Genomic DNA, 17,281 nt, shown 5'->3' with positions numbered 1-17,281 from the left:
TAAAGTTACACTTTTTTTAATATGAAATCCAACCTAATGGATCAACTGGTGTACTTCCGCTCCATACTTGGAAATCAAGGGTATAAGCACCGTCAAAATCCTGAGCTATTGTACCTACCGGAGTTCCTGATGAAACCTGCTGTCCTTTGGAAACACTTACATTTCCTAAGTTGGAATAAATGGTAAAGTAGCTTCCGTGTTTAATGATAACGGTCTTTGTTCCGTCACTGCTGGCTACAACCGAAGATACAGTTCCAGGAAATACAGATTTAGCACGTGTGCCGGACGGAACAGCGATTTTAATACCCGTATTGTCTTCAGAAATATTTTTGAAAACCGGGTGTGGCTGTCTTCCGAAACGGTGAGTGATCTGTCCGGCTCTGTCTGCAGGATAACCAAGTCTTCCTCTGTTGTCTGCAAAGCTATTTCCGCTGGCAGTGGAAACTCCATAGCTTGTCATGGCTTTCGTTTCAGCAGCTTTTTTATCTTCTTCTTTTCTCTTTGTAAGGGCGGTTTCTGCGGCTCTTGCGGCAGTTAATTTATCAGCAGCTTCTTTAGCTCTTGCATTAGCTTCTTCTGAAGCTTTTTTAGCAGCAATTTTTCTGGCTTCATCTCTTGCGCCGGCTTCTGCCCTTGCAGCTTCTTCACTACGCTTTCTTTCTTCTTCTGCTCTTTTTGCAGCCAGGTCAGCTGCTCTTTTAGCTTCTGCTTCTGCAAGTTTTCTTTCTCTTTCCAAAGCTTCTGCTCTTGCTTTAGCTTCAGCTTCAATTCTTGCTTTTTCTCTTTCAGCAGCTATTTTTGCTAAACGTATTTTTTCTGCTTCCGCTTTTCTTCTTGCTTCTTCTTCAGCTTTGGCAATTCTGATCTCTTCTGCAATGATAGCTCTGATCTGTCCTTCTAATGCTTTAGACTGAACCTGTTTTTGCTTAAGTTCAGCAGTCAGTTTAGTCTCATTTTTCTTAAATTCAGTTACCAGCTGCTCTTTTTGTGCTCTTTCAGTATTGATCGTCGCCAAATCCTTCTGTTGGTTTACCAGAAGGTTTTCTTTCGCTTTTACTGAGTTCTGTTTTTGTGAAATGGTTTTCTTGATCAGATTGGCAGCATTTGTAATTTCAGCCGCTTTTTTATCCTGATAATCGGAGTATTGTTTCAGATACTGTACTCTTCGTATCCCTTCTCCCATATTTTTGGCAGAAAGAATAAAAGTTACTTTGTTTTGGACCCCTTTGTTTTTATAAGCGTTTACCAAAACCTCAGCATAGTTTTTTCTCAACACAGCCAGTTCTTTATTCTGACGGTTGATTTCCAGCTGACGTAGATAGATGTCATCCTCAATGAATCTTTTTTCTTTTTGGGTATTATTATATACCTTTTCTCTCAATACCAATTTTTGATTGACATTAGAAAGATAGGCTACAGAAAGCTTAGACTCACTTCTGGTTTTGGCTAAATCGGAATTTATTTGTGCAATTTGTTTTTTAAGTTCGGCATTCTGCTTCTGCAGCTGTTCTTTGTTCTGCTGTCCCTGGTGCAGTCCAAACATCAAAACGCCTATTAAAAAGCTAAATTTTTTAATCATTTAATCTCAATTTTCTTATAACTAGATGGTACAGAATAAGGTGTTTCCATCCTCGAAAAGTCAAATTTCGTATTTTCAATTAAAATCTGACTAGATTTTGAGCCTTTTATAATTATTTTAACATATTTCGGAAGGCGGATTCCTTCATATTCATTCCAGTCGCTGTAAGAAACATCCAGCTCATCTGAAGATAAAATATCTTTTAAATTGACAGATAGTAGATCGTAATTAGTATCGTACTGCAGGGCAATTTTATATTCCCTGTTTTTTTCATCCGTCACAATTTTCTGATTGATATTAGAAACCATTTTGAAACCCTGGGCATTTTGAGTCAGGTCAAATTGTCTGTCATTGATCTTTACAAAAGTTCTCCCTAATAAGATTCTTTCCAATGATTTGTAATCAATGAAATTGACATTCAGTAAGTTATTAAGATAATCGAAGTCGGAGTCTATGTAAGTTTTATTGATCTTATCCTGTCCTTTTATTCCTTCAGGAGTTGCAATCCCTCTGGCAGCATTGATGAATAAAGCCCTAAGATTCATCCATACTTTTTTATCATTCTCAATATAGATGGTAGCATCCAGCGTAGGAACAAAACTTCCTGTTTCTACCCGTACTTTACTGTCAATTTTTATCTGTTCAAATTTTGGTGCAATTAATACATGTTCGAAAAAAGTGAGTTTCTCTCTCACCGGTTCGTTTACATCTTTTGGATTTCCATTATCTTTTGTAGTATTAATGCTATCCCGCGTGTGATCTGTATCGTTTTGAGCTGCGGTACGGGTCTTACAGGACGATAGGGCAAGAAGCAATAAAAGAAACGGGATCCAATTTTTCATGTATTTATCTTTAAATTAAAAATACGTTGCAATATTAACGCCAAACCACACAAAATCTATTGTGTGGTCTGATGATATCTTGATTAAGTTAAAATTTTTCTATTGTTATTTAGACAGAAAATCTAATACGGAATAGTCACCTAAAGAAATTTCTCTGGCAACCCCGAAATACTGTGCAGAATTACCGATCATAGAATTGGAAAGATTTCCATGATTGATTCTTGTGTTTTCCTGAATGAGAGAGTTCTCGATATTAGAGTTGACAATCGCTGTATTATTTCCTAATGAAACTCCCGGACCTATTTTTGAATTGGAAATTTTTACATTTTCACCAATAAAGCAAGGCTGAATGATCAACGAGTTTTCAATCACAGCAGAAGCAGGAAAGTTCTTCATTTCCTCTCTTTCGTATTCTAGGATTTTGCTGTTGGTTTCTACGGTAGCATTTTTGTTTCCACAATCCATCCAGTCATTTACCTTTCCTAGAGTAAACTTAGCTCCTTTTGCTCTAAGGTTTTCAAGGGCTGTTGTCAATTGATATTCACCTCCGTTTTTAATATCATTATCCATGATATAGTTGATCTCATTCATCAGTTTTTCAGCACTGTTGAAGTAATAGATACCGATGATGGCAAGATCTGAAACGAAAGTCTGCGGTTTTTCAACAAAATCTGTGATGAATCCGTAGTTATCCAATTTTACAACTCCGAAAGCAGATGGATCTTCAACACTTTTCACCCAGATAACACCATCAGAATTTTTATCCAACTGGAAGTCTGCACGGAAAAGGGTATCTGCAAAAGCAATAACGACATCTCCCTGCATAGATTCTTCAGCACATTTTATAGCATGAGCGGTTCCAAGAGGATCGTTCTGGTAATATATACTTCCTTTTGCTCCCAGCTTTTCAGCAATCTGAATAAGGGATCTCTCGATCTCAGCACCAAAATCTCCGATGATAAAAGCTACCTCTTCAATATTTTCTCCTGCAACTTTAGCAATATCTTCCACCAATCTCTGTACGATAGGCTTTCCTGCAATAGGAATAAGAGGTTTTGGAACAGTCAGTGTATGAGGGCGTAATCTGGAACCACGTCCAGCCATAGGAACAATAATTTTCATAAATTATATAAAAGATGTTTTTATTAGTTGTTTTATATACGGTTAAAGATAATAATTAAAACCTTTGGTGGGGCATGATTTATATCTTTTTAAATATTTGTTTACAATAACAATAGTTTGTTGACAATCAAAATAAAGACCAAAGTTTAATTCTTTCTGATTCTCGATAAAATCAGGTTTTTTTCAGAATAAATCAAAATTCCGGTGAAGATTAAAAATAGTAAATTACTTGTTATGACATTGTAGTTGAGATATTTTACAATGACAAAACTAAAGATACTCAATAATATCAGGAAGAAAGCCATTTTCTTCATTCTGTAAGGAATAGGGTAATATTTTTGTCCCAGCAGATAGGATACGATCATCATAATAACATAGGCACTGAAAGTAGCCCATGCAGAGCCGATCATGCTGTGATAATAATTTAATGCTAAAAGATTGAGAGCAATATTGATACCTGCCCCAAGCCATGAAATAACAGTTCCTACACTGGTTCTATCGGTTACTTTGTACCAGGTAGAAAAGTTGTAGTAGATCCCGAAGCAAAGATTGGCAATAACAATAATCGGGATGATATCTATAGCAATCCAGTAAGATTTATTAGGAATAAAAACTTCTTTCAGCCAGGATATATTGGCAATAATCCCTAAAGCAACAGCACAGGCAAAAAAGGCAAAATATTCTGCTACTTTAGCATACGTTTTTTTGGCATCGCCTTTATCCATTTGTTTAAAAAAGAAAGGCTCTATACCCATTCGGTAAGCGGTAACAAATAATGTCATGAGTACTGCCAGTTTATAACAACCACCATAGGCACCCGCTTCTTCATCTGAAATATGGTTTCTCTGAATAGATTTATCAAAGTTTTCATTGACCATGAAAGCAAGTCCTGCCAGCATGAGCGGGAAGGAATATTTGATCATCCGGCCAAACAAAGATGCTACAAACTGGAATCTTACCTTTAATATAATAGGAAATAGCAGCAAAACTCCCAACGCACTTCCTGCCAAATTACTGAAGAACGGGTAATCTACATTTTGGTCCAACCCAAAACTTTTTGATATGTTCTCCGGGATCCAGAAGAATAGTGCAGCTGTAAAAACGGCCTGAAATATAGCCTGAACGACCCTTACTGCAGAGTATTTGATAGGTTTGTTATGAAAACGAAGCCATGCAAAAGGGATCACCAGTAAATTGTCAAAAAAGGCAATTAAAGCAAACCATTTGATGTACTCCGGGTTATCATGGTATCCTGCATAGTCAGCAATAGGCTGGTTGAATAAATAACACAATGCAAGGAAAATAGTGGAGGTTGAAAACAAGAACCAGAATGAAGTGTTGAAAGTTCTTTTTTCATTACCCTCTTCAGCTGAAAACCGGAAATAGGCTGTTTCAAAACCAAAAGAAAGGATAATATTAACAAACGAAATCCACGCGTAAAGCTGGGTGAAAATCGCAAAACCTTCATTGGGGATTTTATAGATCAACAGTGGATTCAGGATGAACAAAATAATTCTGGGTGCTATAGCCCCCGCTCCATAGATGATTGTCTGCCCTAATAGTTTTTTGTACAAAGTCGAAATTTTTTACAAATGTAAAACTTTAAGCATTCGTTTTGTGATTTTGGAGTGAATTAAAACTTAAAATCTTAATTTTGTGTGGAAATAAATTGAAATGAAAGTTCTTATAAAAAACGTAAATATCGTCAACGAAGGACAAGTCTTTGAAAGCGATATCTTAATAGAAAATGATTTAATCTCTAAAATAGCTGTCGGTATTTCTGAAGATGCAGACCAAACCATTGATGGTTCCGGGAAATTTCTTTTTCCCGGAGTGATCGACGATCAGGTACACTTCCGTGATCCGGGGCTTACTCATAAAGGAGATATTGAAAGTGAATCAAGATCTGCGATTGCAGGAGGAATAACAAGTTTTATTGATCAGCCTAATACAGTTCCGAATGCTGTCACTCAGGAATTGTTAGCCGATAAATATGAGATTGGTGCCCAAAAAGCGTATGCCAATTATGGTTTTATGATGGGCGGAACCAATGATAATCTGGAGGAAGTTTTGAAAACAAATCCTAGAAATGTTCCGGGAATCAAATTATTCCTCGGTTCATCTACAGGAAATATGCTGGTGGATAATCCGGAAACGCTTGAAAATATTTTCAGCAATACCAAAATGCTAATCGCTGTTCACTGTGAAGATGAAGCTACAATCAGAGCTAATACTCAAAAATATATGGATGAATATGGGGATGATATTCCTGTAAAATTCCATCACCTGATCAGAAGCGAGGAAGCATGTTATAAATCTTCATCCAAAGCTATCGAGCTTGCTAAAAAAACGGGTGCGAGACTTCACGTTTTCCATCTTTCAACTGCAAAGGAAATGGAACTTTTCCGAAATGATATTCCTTTAAAAGATAAAAAAATCACTGCTGAGGTATGTGTTCACCACCTTACTTTTACCAATGAAGATTACGAAACAAGAGGGAATCTTATCAAATGGAACCCTGCTGTAAAAACGCAAAAGGATAAAGATGCCCTTTGGGAAGCATTGTTAGACGATAGAATTGATGTGATTGCTACAGATCACGCTCCGCATACTGCAGAAGAAAAGAACAATGTATATACGAAATGTCCTTCAGGAGCTCCGTTAGTGCAACATTCACTGGTTGTAATGCTTGAAAACTATAAAAACGGTAAAATCTCCCTTGAGAAAATCGTTGAAAAGATGTGTCATAATCCGGCAATCCTTTTCAAGGTTGAAAAAAGAGGTTTTGTGAGAGAAGGTTATAAAGCGGATCTTGTTTTAGTTGATCTAAATGAAGACTGGACAGTTGCCAAAGATAATTTATTGTACAAATGCGGTTGGAGTCCATTAGAAGGAATGAACTTCCATTCTAAAGTTACTCACACTTTTGTCAATGGACATCTGGTGTATGATAATGGTAAAATTGCGGAGGAGAAATTTGGAGAAAGATTGCTTTTTGAAGCAAGAGATTAATAAAGAGACATCGCAGCATGTAGTCTCGGATTAGGAGATTATTATGATAATTCAATAGGAGCGGGCTTTAGCCCGCTCTCTTTATTGTTGATCATCCATTGGCTTTAGCCAAAACTTATTCTTAGCTCTCGCAGATCTGGGAGATTACACAAATTTTAAAACTCAATAATCTGCTAAATCCGCAAAATCTGCGAGAATATTTTACTTTTTCATTTTATTCCCCATATAAAAGGTAAGCTTCCCACCATTCATAATCTCAGAATGTTTCAAAGTGAAATTCCTGATCTCCTTTCCATTCAAAAGAACTTTCTGAACATATACATTTTTTGGACCTTGATTGACCGCTTCAATTTCAAAAGTCTTTCCGTTTTCCAAATTCAAAACAGCATTATCAACCGCAGGGCTTCCGATAGAATAATCTTCTGATCCGGGAGCGACAGGATAAAATCCTAATGAACTTAAAATATACCATGCACTCATTTGTCCGGCATCATCATTTCCTCCCAGTCCGTCTGGTGTAGCTTTATACTGCATTTCCAGAATACGGCGGATCTGTGCCTGTGTTTTCCATGGCTGTCCTGCCCAGTTATAGAAATAAGCAACATGATGAGCAGGTTCGTTCCCATGAACATACCCACCAATAATTCCTTCCCGGGTAATATCTTCAGTATCAGCAAAGAATTCATCGGGTAAATGCATGGTGAAAAGTTCGTCTAGTTTGGATGCAAATTTTTTCTTTCCACCCATCATCGTGATCAGCTCATCCGGATTTTGGGGAACAAAGAAACTGTAGTTCCATGAATTTCCTTCAATAAAGCCTTGTCCATGAGTACTCAATACATCAAAGTCTTTTTTAAAACTTCCATCTGCCAGACGTGGACGCATGAATCCAATGGTCTTGTCAAAATTATTTTTCCAGTTTTCAGATCGCTTGATAAACTGATTGTAAATTTCAGTTTTGTTTAAATGCTTGGCCAGTTGAGCGATAGCCCAGTCGTCATAGGCATATTCCAGAGTATTAGAGACTGAAGTTCCACTTTTCTCAGCCGGAATATACCCAAGATCAATATATTGTCCGATGCCTTCGTAATTTCTTTTGTTAGCAGTTTCTATGCATGCTTTTAACGCCTCTTCAGGATCACCCTCATAATTTCCTTTAATAATGGCATCAGCAACCACGCTTACACTGTGATATCCACTCATACACCAATTATCATTGGCGTAATGTGACCATATAGGCAGCATTTTCATAGAAAACTGATAGTAATGAGCCATCATAGACTTTACCATATCACTGTTTCGTTTGGGCTGGATAATATTAAAGAAAGGGTGAAGGGTACGGTAGGTGTCCCATAAAGAGAAGGTAGTATAATTAGTGAAACCTTCCGCCTGATGAATATTCTGATCCAATCCTTTATATTCTCCATTAACGTCCATATAAATGGTAGGATTGATAAAAGTATGATACATTGCAGTATAAAAATTCGTCTTTTCCGTATCAGAACCTTTGATGACAATTTTATTTAATTCTTTATTCCAGTTGTTCTGGGCTTGAGTTTTAACCTGATCGAAATTCATATTTCCAGCCTCTTTTTCCAGATTTTCCAAAGCGTTGGATTGACTTACGGGAGAAATAGCCAGCTTAACTTCAATCGCTTCATTTTCATTGGTATCAAAATCAAAATACATTTTCAGATTCTTACCTGCGATCTCCGGGAAATTCTGATTCTGATCAAATTTTCTCCAAAATCCTTTGTATACTTGTTTTTCATCATAGTTTTTCTGACCATATGATTTAAAAGGTTTTGAAAATGTCATGGCAAAATAAACGGTTCTGGTTCTCGCCCAGCCATTGGTCTGGCGATAGCCTGTGATTGTATTTCCATTTTCTACGCGAACGTAAGTCCATACATTTTTCCCGTCATAATTGTAAATACCCGCCATCAGATCCAGAATAATGTGTGACTGGTCAGATTTTGGGAAAGTATAGCGGTGAATTCCCACCCTTGGAGTTGCGGTCAGCTCTGCCAATATATTGTGGTCATCCAGTTTTACTTTATAATATCCGGCCTCTGCGGTTTCGTTTTGATGTGAAAACCTACTTCTGTAACCACTTTCAGGATGAGAAGCTGTGCCGGGATTCAGCTGAAGTTTTCCTACGGTAGGCATGATCAGAAAATCGCCAAGATCAGAATGTCCCGTTCCGCTGAAGTGGGTAGAGCTGAAACCTACGATGGTTTTATCTTCATAACGGTAGCCGGCGCAGTATTTGTAAACATCACCATTGTATTTTCCATTAAGTTCATAAGAGATTGTATCCGTTTCAGGACTTAACTGTACGGCTCCAAAAGGAGTGGTAGCTCCCGGATAAGTATGCCCCATCTTTTCGGTACCGATCAGCGGATTGACATATTGTACTAATTTTTCAAATTTTTGAGCTTTAAGATGTACACTTAAAAATAATAGAAACAGAAAAACAATGGGTCTGTGATTTTTCATTAATGACAAATTTTCAAAGTTTAAAATTAATTAAAATCACCATTTGTAGTTTTATTTTACGTGAATTCGTTCATTATTTATTTTTTTTCGGAAAAACGGAAACCTATTCCGTGCAGGTTCTCGATTAAAACATCCTTTTCTTCAGCCAATACTTTTCGCAGTCGGGAAATGAATACGTCAAGGCTTCGTCCCATGAAATAATCATCGTCTCCCCAAATGGCTTTCAGAATATCCTGTCTTTTCACAACAATGTTTTTATGGCGGATGAAATATAAAAGCAGATCAGATTCTCTTTGGGTAAGAGTAATACTGTTTTCTAAACCTTGAAGCGTGTAATTTTTTGGATCAAAATCATATTGTCCGACTTTATATTTCAGAGGAGAAGTATCTGTTTTTTTTGTACGCTTCAGGAAAACTTCAATTTTCAGAATTAGTTCTTCAATACTGAATGGTTTTACCAGATAATCATCAGCGCCTATTTTCAAGCCTTTGATCCTGTCTTCTTTTAAAGCTTTTGCAGAAATAAAAATAATCGGAATGTCTGAGTTTTTACTGCGAATCTGCTCTGCTACCTCAAATCCGTTCATACCAGGCATCATAATGTCCAGCAGACAAATGTCGAAATGTTGACCGTTAAATGCTTCCAGTGCAGATTCACCATCCGAATAGCAGCTGATGTCATAATAACTTTCCAGACTGTCTTCAACCAGGAATGCTATTGTTTTGTCATCTTCGGCATATAAAATTTTAGATTTCTCCATACTTACCCATGATTAAATTGAAAACGGAAAAAAAAGAGTGGTGGTAATTCCTTTGTCTTCATTATTCTCCACAGAAATTTTCCAGTGATGCTGCTGTACTACTTTCTTTACATAAAATAATCCCAGTCCAAAACCATTCACTTCCTCGCTTCTTTTGGTATGTACCCTGTAAAATTTTTCAAAAATTTGAGGAATATTTTTAGCCGGGATACCCATTCCGTTGTCTTTAAACTTTAAATATAAACCTTTTGAATCTTTATAGGATGAAATTTTAATAACAGGTTTTGTCTCACAATACTTGATGGAGTTATCTAAAATATTGTAAATGATATTGGTAAAGTGAAATTCATCAGCCATTATGGAGGTGGTGTTTTCAATATCTATTTCGATGTTGAGGTCTGTATTTTTGTGCTGTATAGTGTCTGCAATCTCCTGAATAAAGGGAAGTAGAATGATTTTTTGAGGTTTTAAAGACAATCCGGAAGCATCATTCTTTGCAATATTCAATATTTTCTCAATATGGTTATTGAGCTTGTGGCTTTGATTGATGATAATGGATGTGTAGGTTTGCAGTTTAGAATTTTCCTGTACCATTTCCTGCTTATTGAGCGCTTCTGAAGCCAAAAGTATTGATGACAGCGGCGTTTTAAACTCATGGGTCATATTGTTGATAAAATCACGCTGCAGCTCTGAAAACTTCTTTTGCTGAATAATGGTATAGATAGAATAAACATACACCAGAAGAATGATAATAAGAGCAAATGTAAGAAGGTACCAGAACCTCAATGAACTGATCAGATACGTTGTTTTGTCAGGGAAACGGATGGAGAAATAATAGATCAGATTTTTGTGCTTAGGAAAATTAATCACCTTATTGCTTGGGCTTTCCTGATGGGAAGTCATATACTTTCCATACACCATTTTATCACTGTGGCAGTTGTATAATGCATATACATAATCTGTATTGATCTGAAAACGTGTAAATTCTGTTTTTAGATAATATTCAAGAACGATGGGATGAAATTCATTGTTGATATTAACTACATAATAGTCATTCGCAATATTTTGTACAGGGTTTTCTGTATAAGAAGTTTTGCCTCCGGATAATTTCTCCGCGACTTCCATTAAGGCTATATTTACCTTTTGATTAAACTTTTTATCTTCAAGATTATAAGCCTGGCGCGTCCACATCAGCTGAGCTATTAAAATCCCGATAATAGCTACGAATCCCAGTGTTATTATAATATTGAGTTTTTTTATTTTCATTTCCTGAAACAATATTATCCAAAAATATCTATTTATCTTTTATCATTAACAACTCGTTAACAAATGTTTGACAGCGGTTAACAAGTTGTAACCATAGTCTGTTTTACATTTGTTACATCGAAAGAAGATAATCCTTTTCTAACATATTAAAATTTATACTCATGAAAAAATTAAAAATCACAGCTCTTTTGGCTGTTTTAGCATTCTCTCCGTTTTATGCGAATGTACTTACTTCAGATGCACCTTCAATCGTAAAAATGGTTGCAGATGCTATTAAATGGAAATCAGAATCTATAGATGTAGGAAATATTCCTCAGGGAAAACCAAAATTGATCAGATTTGAATTTACCAACACAAGTTCAAAACCAATCATTATACAAAATGTAGCACCTTCATGCGGATGTACTACAGCGGATTATACAAAAACTCCTATCCAGCCAGGAAAAAAAGGTTTTGTAGAAGCTAGTTTTAATGCAGCAGCAACAGGTCCGTTTATGAAAACAGTGAACGTTACAACAAGTGATAGTAAAACGCCTAAAGCGCTTTCATTCAAAGGAGTAGTTGCTTCTTAGTATATCATTTAAAAAAAATAAAAAATAGCCTGGTACCTGTTATCAGGCTATTTTGTTTTCTAATATTTGATTTTTTTTTCAAATAATATAAAGAATAGTTATTTGTAGCATTATTTATCAACCTATTTTAAAGGATTGCATTTCAATATTTGCTATTTTTAAGAAAAAATATTTTATGAATCTATATACACAACCTATGCTGCGCGAAGGTGCACTAAAAGATAAAGTAGCGATTGTTACAGGAGGTGGAAGCGGTCTTGGAAAAGCGATGACCAAATACTTTCTTGAACTGGGTGCCAAAGTGGTGATTACTTCCAGAAACCTGGAAAAGTTGCAAACAACAGCTAAGGAACTGGAAGATGAAACAGGCGGTAAAGTTCTTTGTGTAGCTTGTGACGTAAGAAACTGGGAGGAAGTAGAGGCTATGAAAGAAGCTACTTTAAAAGAATTCGGAAAGATTGATATTCTATTGAATAATGCTGCCGGAAACTTTATCTCTCCAACAGAAAAACTGACTCATTCCGCTTTTGATTCTATTCTGGATATCGTTTTAAAAGGAACAAAAAACTGTACCCTTTCAGTAGGAAAACATTGGATAGATTCTAAAACTCCGGGAACTGTATTGAATATTGTAACAACATACGCATGGACAGGTTCTGCCTATGTAGTGCCATCAGCCTGTGCAAAAGCAGGAGTCTTGGCGATGACAAGATCTTTGGCTGTAGAATGGGCGAAATACGGAATCCGTTTCAATGCCATTGCTCCGGGACCTTTCCCTACAAAAGGAGCTTGGGACAGACTTCTTCCGGGAGATCTTCAGGAGAAATTCGATATGAAAAAGAAAGTCCCGTTGAGAAGAGTAGGGGAACATCAGGAGCTTGCCAACCTTGCTGCATATCTGGTTTCTGATTACTCAGCTTATATGAATGGTGAAGTGGTTACGATAGATGGAGGAGAATGGCTTCAGGGGGCAGGAGAATTTAATATGCTTGAAGCAATCCCAAGTGAAATGTGGGATGCTTTGGAAGCAATGATCAAGTCTAAAAAATCAAACTAGTTAAAGTTATATTAAAAAAAGCTCCCGGATGTGTAACAATTCCGGGAGTTTTTTTACCTATGTAGTAAATAATAATTTTCAAATGAATTTTAAACTTCCAACCCTTGTTTCGACTGTTGCAGTTGTATTATTTTCAGGGACTGTATATGCGCAGCAAACCCCGAAATATGATTATGTAGAAGCATTTAAGCCGTTTTTCTATCCGCAGACAGGTACAGCAACCCGTTCTGCAAGCGGACAGCCGGGACATGCTTATTGGCAGAATTCAGCAGATTATCATTTGAATGTCAGCCTGAATGAAGATAAAAAAGAAATTACCGGTACTGCGGAAATTACCTATACCAACAACAGCCCGGATAAACTAGGTTTTCTTTGGCTGCAGCTGGATCAAAACCTGTTTGCGAAAGATTCCAGAGGAAATGGGGTAGTTCCGCTTTCAGGAAGCAGAAATGGAGCGCATGGCGAAGAATTTAATGGCGGATACAAGATTAAATCAATCAGACTTGACGGAAAAAGAGAAGTAAGCTATACCATTACCGATACAAGAATGCAGATTGACCTTCCAAAAGAGCTGAAAGCCAATGGAGGCGTTGCCAAAATAGAAATTGAATATTCTTTTGTTTCTCCTGATTATGGTTCAGACAGAATGGGAATACAGGACACTAAAAACGGTAAAATCTTTACCATGGCACAGTGGTATCCGAGAATGTGTGTGTATGATGATGTATTGGGATGGAATACCTTACCCTATCTTGGAGCTTCGGAGTTTTATTTAGAATACGGAGATATTACAGCCAATATCACGGTTCCGGCTAATCATTATGTAGTAGCATCCGGAGAACTTCTGAACGAAAAAGAAGTCTACAGCAAAGAAGAAATCAACAGATGGAATCAGGCGAGAAACAGCGATAAAACAGTAATGATTCACCCTGAATCTGAAATAGGCAAAAATAAAACTTCAGGGACAAAAACATGGAAGTTTAAAATAAAGCAGACAAGAGATTTTGCATGGGCGTCATCTGCCGGATTTATTTTAGATGCGGCAAAAATTGATTTGCCTAGTGGAAAGAAATCTTTGGCTATTTCAGCTTATCCTGCAGAAAGTGCCGGAGAAAAAGCATGGGGAAGATCTACAGAATATACAAAAGCTGCCATAGAGCATTATTCAAAAAAATGGTATGAATACACTTATCCGGCTGCGACCAATGTAGCAGGAAATGAAGGTGGAATGGAATATCCGGGAATTGTTTTCTGTCATATGGATTCTAAAGGAGAAGATCTTTGGGGCGTTACAGACCATGAGTTTGGGCACAATTGGTTTCCGATGATTGTTGGATCTAATGAAAGATTATTTGCCTGGATGGATGAAGGGTTTAATACGTTCATTAACGGACTTTCAACCGAAGCTTTCAATAAAGGAGAATATTATACTAAACCGAATCTTGCGCGTTCAGGAAGTTATCTGATGACGGATAGCCTGGAGCCTGTTATGGTAGGACCGGATAATATGAGAGAAAGAAATATCGGAGCTTTGGCTTACTATAAACCAGCAACCGGATTAGCTGTTTTAAGAGAGACCGTTCTCGGACCTGAAAAATTTGATAAAGCATTCAGAATGTATATAGACCGCTGGGCTTTCAAACATCCTACACCATGGGATTTCTTCCATACCATGGAAAATGTTTCCGGAGAAGAACTGAGCTGGTTCTGGAGAGGATGGTTCTTTAATAAATGGAAAATTGACCAGGCGGTTAAAAACGTAAAATATATCAATGGAGATTTTAAAAACGGAGTTCAGATTACCATTGAAAATATAGGTCAGCTGCCAATGCCTACAACCGTACAGATCAAATTCAAAGACGGAACGGTACAAACAATGAAAATCCCTGTTGAAGTATGGAAGAGAAATACAGAATGGACATTCAAAGTAGATTCTAAAAAAGAAATAGATGAGGTGAAATTGGATCCGAATTCGGTCGTTCCCGATATCAATATCGAAAACAATAGCAAAACTCCGGCATAGAAATGCTAGATCCATTTATATTTAACGCAAAGATTTAATATTTGATATTGAATTTTTAAGACGGCAAAGATGGAATCAATTTCATTGATTCTTTCTAAGCGAACGCTAATTATATGGCTTCATCAACAACTTGTTGCTTTCTTAGCTTACTTTAGAATAAGAAGAATCTATATGATCTTTGCGTTTATACAAAATAAATATCTGCATTATAAATTACAAGAGCCTGAACTTACCATCATAAGTTCAGGCTTTTTATTTTAGGGTGTTTTTCCGGGTCAAGTGAAGGGGTTCTCCTGCAATGTTTTGGTGGTCGGCAATATAATTTTGTCATACAATATTAATTTAAAAACAAAACAACATGGAAACATTAAAATCAGTGCTTGAAACAAGCCACGCCAAGAAAACAAAAAATGAGTTAATCGACCTTTTATCAGGAGTAGAAAAAGTTCTTACCCCGGCAGTCTATGAAAAAGTATCAGGAATTGAAACTTCAGAATTGAGTGCATTGACCAATAAAGAACTGCTAGGTATCGTAGAAGATTTCAAAAAGAATTATGATGAAAAGTGGGAAAAATCGTTTTCCGGAGCCTCTTCAGAAATCATGAAGCTGATTGCCGGTAAAATGGCTGCCGATGAAGAGATCTTCAAAACTTCAGACGCTGCCAGTGCAGATTTTGCAGCAGAATTGGGAAGTATTGATTTTGCCACCATCATTGGCGGACCTTTGGATGCCTGTGTAAAAGCGCAGTCTAATGCCTCTATTGCCACTGTTAGTTTTATTAATGAAGTAGGTTTCGAGCTTATAGATCCTAACAACCCGAATAGTGGGAAAAAATTAAGAATGGCAGCATTTAAATACAACAAAATTATTTCCAACCCTAATTTTGACCCTACGAAAACTGAAGATACAACCAATTGGAAAACAAAACCTGAAACAGTAGACCTGAATGTTCCTTTTATAGCATTGCTGAATGTTCCCAGTTTCAGAATCGAATCTTGTGAAGTCGATTTTAATGTTAAACTGAATTCAACATTTACCAAAGATGTAAGTGATGAATTTAAAATCGATGCAGGAGCATCCGGTGGATGGGGACCTGTAAAATTCAAAGTGGATGTGTCTTACAAAAGATCTTCCAGTACGGGAATCAAAGTGGAAAAAGAATATTCTCTTGGCGTAAAAGTACGGGCGACCAATGATGAAATGCCTGCTGGGCTTGAAAAAGTTCTTGGACTTCTTTCACAATAATATATTTTACGAAAAATGATAAAACTATCAGATTACCTGGATTATCTCAACAATGAGATAATTCAGGCTCGTAAAAAAGCAGACGAAAACGCGGTTCTTATTGCAAAAGAATACGCCCGTCATGAATACCTTAAATATTTTAAGGTTCCACGATATGCTCTGCCCAGTGTAAAGATGGATATCCCGATCAAGATCACGGATATAGATTCAGCTCCTAAATATAATTTTAAACTGAATCAGGACCAGTTCGTTTCAGAAATGAATGAGAGAATCCGCCTGGTGAATAAAGAGAAAAAACTGAATATTCGTGAAATTTCAAAAAGACAGATTCAGACTGAAGAATTCAAGACCCTGTTCAGTAAACTGGAAAAAAATGATCAGAAATTCGGTAAGCTTCCTGCCAATGAAGTGCTAAAACTGGATCTCCGAAATAAAATCAAAATTCTTGATTCCGGAATCTTCAGACCTCAGGACGGGACCACGGAAGAAGAGACTGATGAACTGAAAGAAATTTTTTCAAAGGTTTTACTGAATAAATATACGCTGGTCAATGCAAAGCTGAACAACATCTACATAGATCCCAATACAAGTGCGGCAGAAGATAAAGATAAGCTATTCATCAACCTTCATGTGGAAATGGAGGAAGAAGGAATCAGGATTGTGTCATACAAAGATAAAGACGGCAACGAAATTGAACAGATAACTTTTGAGTAATGCAGGAACTTATTCACTACACAGTACAGAAAATTAAGGAGCTTCTGGAGCATTTCAATGAAGTTCAGGCTTTATATCTGTCAAAATCATTTGACTTTGATGCCCAGTTTGATGTATTTCTTAACGAAGTTCTGGAGTATTTCCGTACAAAAGGAAATACCAGTAATGAATCTGAAGTTTTGAAAATTATGAATATGATTGCAACAGTCAAAAGAGGTTTTAATCCCATAAAAATGGAGAAAATAACAACGGGAAGGCGAGAACTTCTCGGAGGATTTTCATTCAACGGAATAGAAAGTATTTATGATATTCTGATGGAGATTTGGGCTAAGGAAAACAAAAAACTAGAGGATGCAGAAGAACTTATTTCAGGGATTATTGTTTCGTTATACCAGAATGGAATTTTGGATGATGAAAAACTGAAAGAAATGGATTCTATTCCTAAAATTGAAAGCTTCTGGACTTCACTGGCTGCACAGAATACAGCGATATCTGGAATTAATAAGAAACTCAGACTGACCGTTATTCCGGAAGATATTTTTCTTATCCTGGAAAAAGTATTTCTGAAATTAATTTAAAAAAAGATCA

Annotated in this window: 14 protein-coding genes; 7 read left to right on the top strand and 7 right to left on the bottom strand. The window is 36.7% G+C overall.

Features of this window, described 5'->3' with window-relative positions; all coding sequences use genetic code 11:
- Positions 1–16: 16 nt before the first annotated feature.
- From LF886_RS22205 to LF886_RS22190, 4 genes are all read right to left on the bottom strand, one after another.
- Positions 17–1,579 (bottom strand): murein hydrolase activator EnvC family protein, encoded by a 1,563-nt coding sequence (locus LF886_RS22205; RefSeq protein ID WP_236851825.1) that lies wholly within the window; start codon positions 1,577–1,579, stop codon positions 17–19.
- Positions 1,576–2,421, bottom strand: coding sequence for a DUF4292 domain-containing protein (locus tag LF886_RS22200; RefSeq protein WP_236851823.1), 846 nt, complete (start codon positions 2,419–2,421; stop codon positions 1,576–1,578). Before LF886_RS22200 ends, LF886_RS22205 begins: the two co-directional genes overlap by 4 nt.
- 105 nt (positions 2,422–2,526) lie before the next feature.
- Positions 2,527–3,543, bottom strand: a complete 1,017-nt coding sequence (locus LF886_RS22195) for a sugar phosphate nucleotidyltransferase (RefSeq protein WP_236851821.1) — start codon at positions 3,541–3,543, stop codon at positions 2,527–2,529.
- Positions 3,544–3,689: 146 nt separating this feature from the next.
- Entirely contained in the window at positions 3,690–5,117 is a 1,428-nt protein-coding gene (locus LF886_RS22190; protein WP_236851819.1) for an oligosaccharide flippase family protein, read from the bottom strand.
- A gap of 100 nt (positions 5,118–5,217) precedes the next feature.
- Between LF886_RS22190 and LF886_RS22185 the strand changes: the two genes are divergently transcribed.
- Positions 5,218–6,555, top strand: a complete 1,338-nt coding sequence (locus tag LF886_RS22185) for a dihydroorotase (RefSeq protein ID WP_236851812.1) — start codon at positions 5,218–5,220, stop codon at positions 6,553–6,555.
- Between the two features lie 201 nt (positions 6,556–6,756).
- On the opposite strand, the gene LF886_RS22180 is transcribed toward LF886_RS22185, so the two are convergent.
- From LF886_RS22180 to LF886_RS22170, 3 genes are all read right to left on the bottom strand, one after another.
- The gene (locus tag LF886_RS22180) at positions 6,757–9,054 is read right to left on the bottom strand and encodes a GH92 family glycosyl hydrolase (protein ID WP_236851810.1); all 2,298 of its coding nucleotides are present in this window, start codon (positions 9,052–9,054) and stop codon (positions 6,757–6,759) included.
- A 77-nt stretch (positions 9,055–9,131) separates the two neighbouring features.
- Positions 9,132–9,815, bottom strand: coding sequence for a response regulator transcription factor (locus LF886_RS22175; protein WP_236851808.1), 684 nt, complete (start codon positions 9,813–9,815; stop codon positions 9,132–9,134).
- A gap of 12 nt (positions 9,816–9,827) precedes the next feature.
- Positions 9,828–11,081: a sensor histidine kinase gene (locus LF886_RS22170; protein WP_236851806.1), complete on the bottom strand. Its 1,254-nt coding sequence runs from the start codon at positions 11,079–11,081 to the stop codon at positions 9,828–9,830.
- Between the two features lie 161 nt (positions 11,082–11,242).
- Between LF886_RS22170 and LF886_RS22165 the strand changes: the two genes are divergently transcribed.
- From LF886_RS22165 to LF886_RS22140, 6 genes are all read left to right on the top strand, one after another.
- Entirely contained in the window at positions 11,243–11,653 is a 411-nt protein-coding gene (locus tag LF886_RS22165) for a DUF1573 domain-containing protein (RefSeq protein ID WP_236851804.1), read from the top strand.
- Positions 11,654–11,828: 175 nt separating this feature from the next.
- On the top strand, positions 11,829–12,710 hold the full coding sequence (locus LF886_RS22160; RefSeq protein WP_109739271.1) for an SDR family oxidoreductase: 882 nt from the start codon (positions 11,829–11,831) through the stop codon (positions 12,708–12,710).
- An 82-nt stretch (positions 12,711–12,792) separates the two neighbouring features.
- Positions 12,793–14,733: a M1 family metallopeptidase gene (locus tag LF886_RS22155; RefSeq protein WP_236851802.1), complete on the top strand. Its 1,941-nt coding sequence runs from the start codon at positions 12,793–12,795 to the stop codon at positions 14,731–14,733.
- A gap of 358 nt (positions 14,734–15,091) precedes the next feature.
- Positions 15,092–15,979 (top strand): DUF2589 domain-containing protein, encoded by an 888-nt coding sequence (locus LF886_RS22150; protein WP_236851800.1) that lies wholly within the window; start codon positions 15,092–15,094, stop codon positions 15,977–15,979.
- A 15-nt stretch (positions 15,980–15,994) separates the two neighbouring features.
- Positions 15,995–16,693, top strand: a complete 699-nt coding sequence (locus LF886_RS22145) for a hypothetical protein (protein ID WP_124537023.1) — start codon at positions 15,995–15,997, stop codon at positions 16,691–16,693.
- Positions 16,693–17,271, top strand: a complete 579-nt coding sequence (locus LF886_RS22140; protein WP_236851798.1) for a hypothetical protein — start codon at positions 16,693–16,695, stop codon at positions 17,269–17,271. Before LF886_RS22145 ends, LF886_RS22140 begins: the two co-directional genes overlap by 1 nt.
- Positions 17,272–17,281 lie beyond the last annotated feature (10 nt).

Source organism: Chryseobacterium sp. MEBOG07, assembly GCF_021869745.1.
In the GTDB taxonomy this organism is placed as follows: domain Bacteria; phylum Bacteroidota; class Bacteroidia; order Flavobacteriales; family Weeksellaceae; genus Chryseobacterium; species Chryseobacterium viscerum.
This window is presented reverse-complemented; position numbering and strand designations above follow the sequence as displayed.

Excerpts from the sequence above, each read along its gene's own strand:
- LF886_RS22205 (WP_236851825.1), bottom strand. The coding sequence starts at position 1,579 with ATGATTAAAAAATTTAGCTTTTTAATAGGCGTTTTGATGTTTGGACTG.
- LF886_RS22200 (WP_236851823.1), bottom strand. The coding sequence starts at position 2,421 with ATGAAAAATTGGATCCCGTTTCTTTTATTGCTTCTTGCCCTATCGTCC.
- LF886_RS22195 (WP_236851821.1), bottom strand. The coding sequence starts at position 3,543 with ATGAAAATTATTGTTCCTATGGCTGGACGTGGTTCCAGATTACGCCCT.
- LF886_RS22185 (WP_236851812.1), top strand. The coding sequence starts at position 5,218 with ATGAAAGTTCTTATAAAAAACGTAAATATCGTCAACGAAGGACAAGTC.
- LF886_RS22180 (WP_236851810.1), bottom strand. The coding sequence starts at position 9,054 with ATGAAAAATCACAGACCCATTGTTTTTCTGTTTCTATTATTTTTAAGT.
- LF886_RS22175 (WP_236851808.1), bottom strand. The coding sequence starts at position 9,815 with ATGGAGAAATCTAAAATTTTATATGCCGAAGATGACAAAACAATAGCA.
- LF886_RS22170 (WP_236851806.1), bottom strand. The coding sequence starts at position 11,081 with ATGAAAATAAAAAAACTCAATATTATAATAACACTGGGATTCGTAGCT.
- LF886_RS22165 (WP_236851804.1), top strand. The coding sequence starts at position 11,243 with ATGAAAAAATTAAAAATCACAGCTCTTTTGGCTGTTTTAGCATTCTCT.
- LF886_RS22160 (WP_109739271.1), top strand. The coding sequence starts at position 11,829 with ATGAATCTATATACACAACCTATGCTGCGCGAAGGTGCACTAAAAGAT.
- LF886_RS22155 (WP_236851802.1), top strand. The coding sequence starts at position 12,793 with ATGAATTTTAAACTTCCAACCCTTGTTTCGACTGTTGCAGTTGTATTA.
- LF886_RS22150 (WP_236851800.1), top strand. The coding sequence starts at position 15,092 with ATGGAAACATTAAAATCAGTGCTTGAAACAAGCCACGCCAAGAAAACA.
- LF886_RS22145 (WP_124537023.1), top strand. The coding sequence starts at position 15,995 with ATGATAAAACTATCAGATTACCTGGATTATCTCAACAATGAGATAATT.
- LF886_RS22140 (WP_236851798.1), top strand. The coding sequence starts at position 16,693 with ATGCAGGAACTTATTCACTACACAGTACAGAAAATTAAGGAGCTTCTG.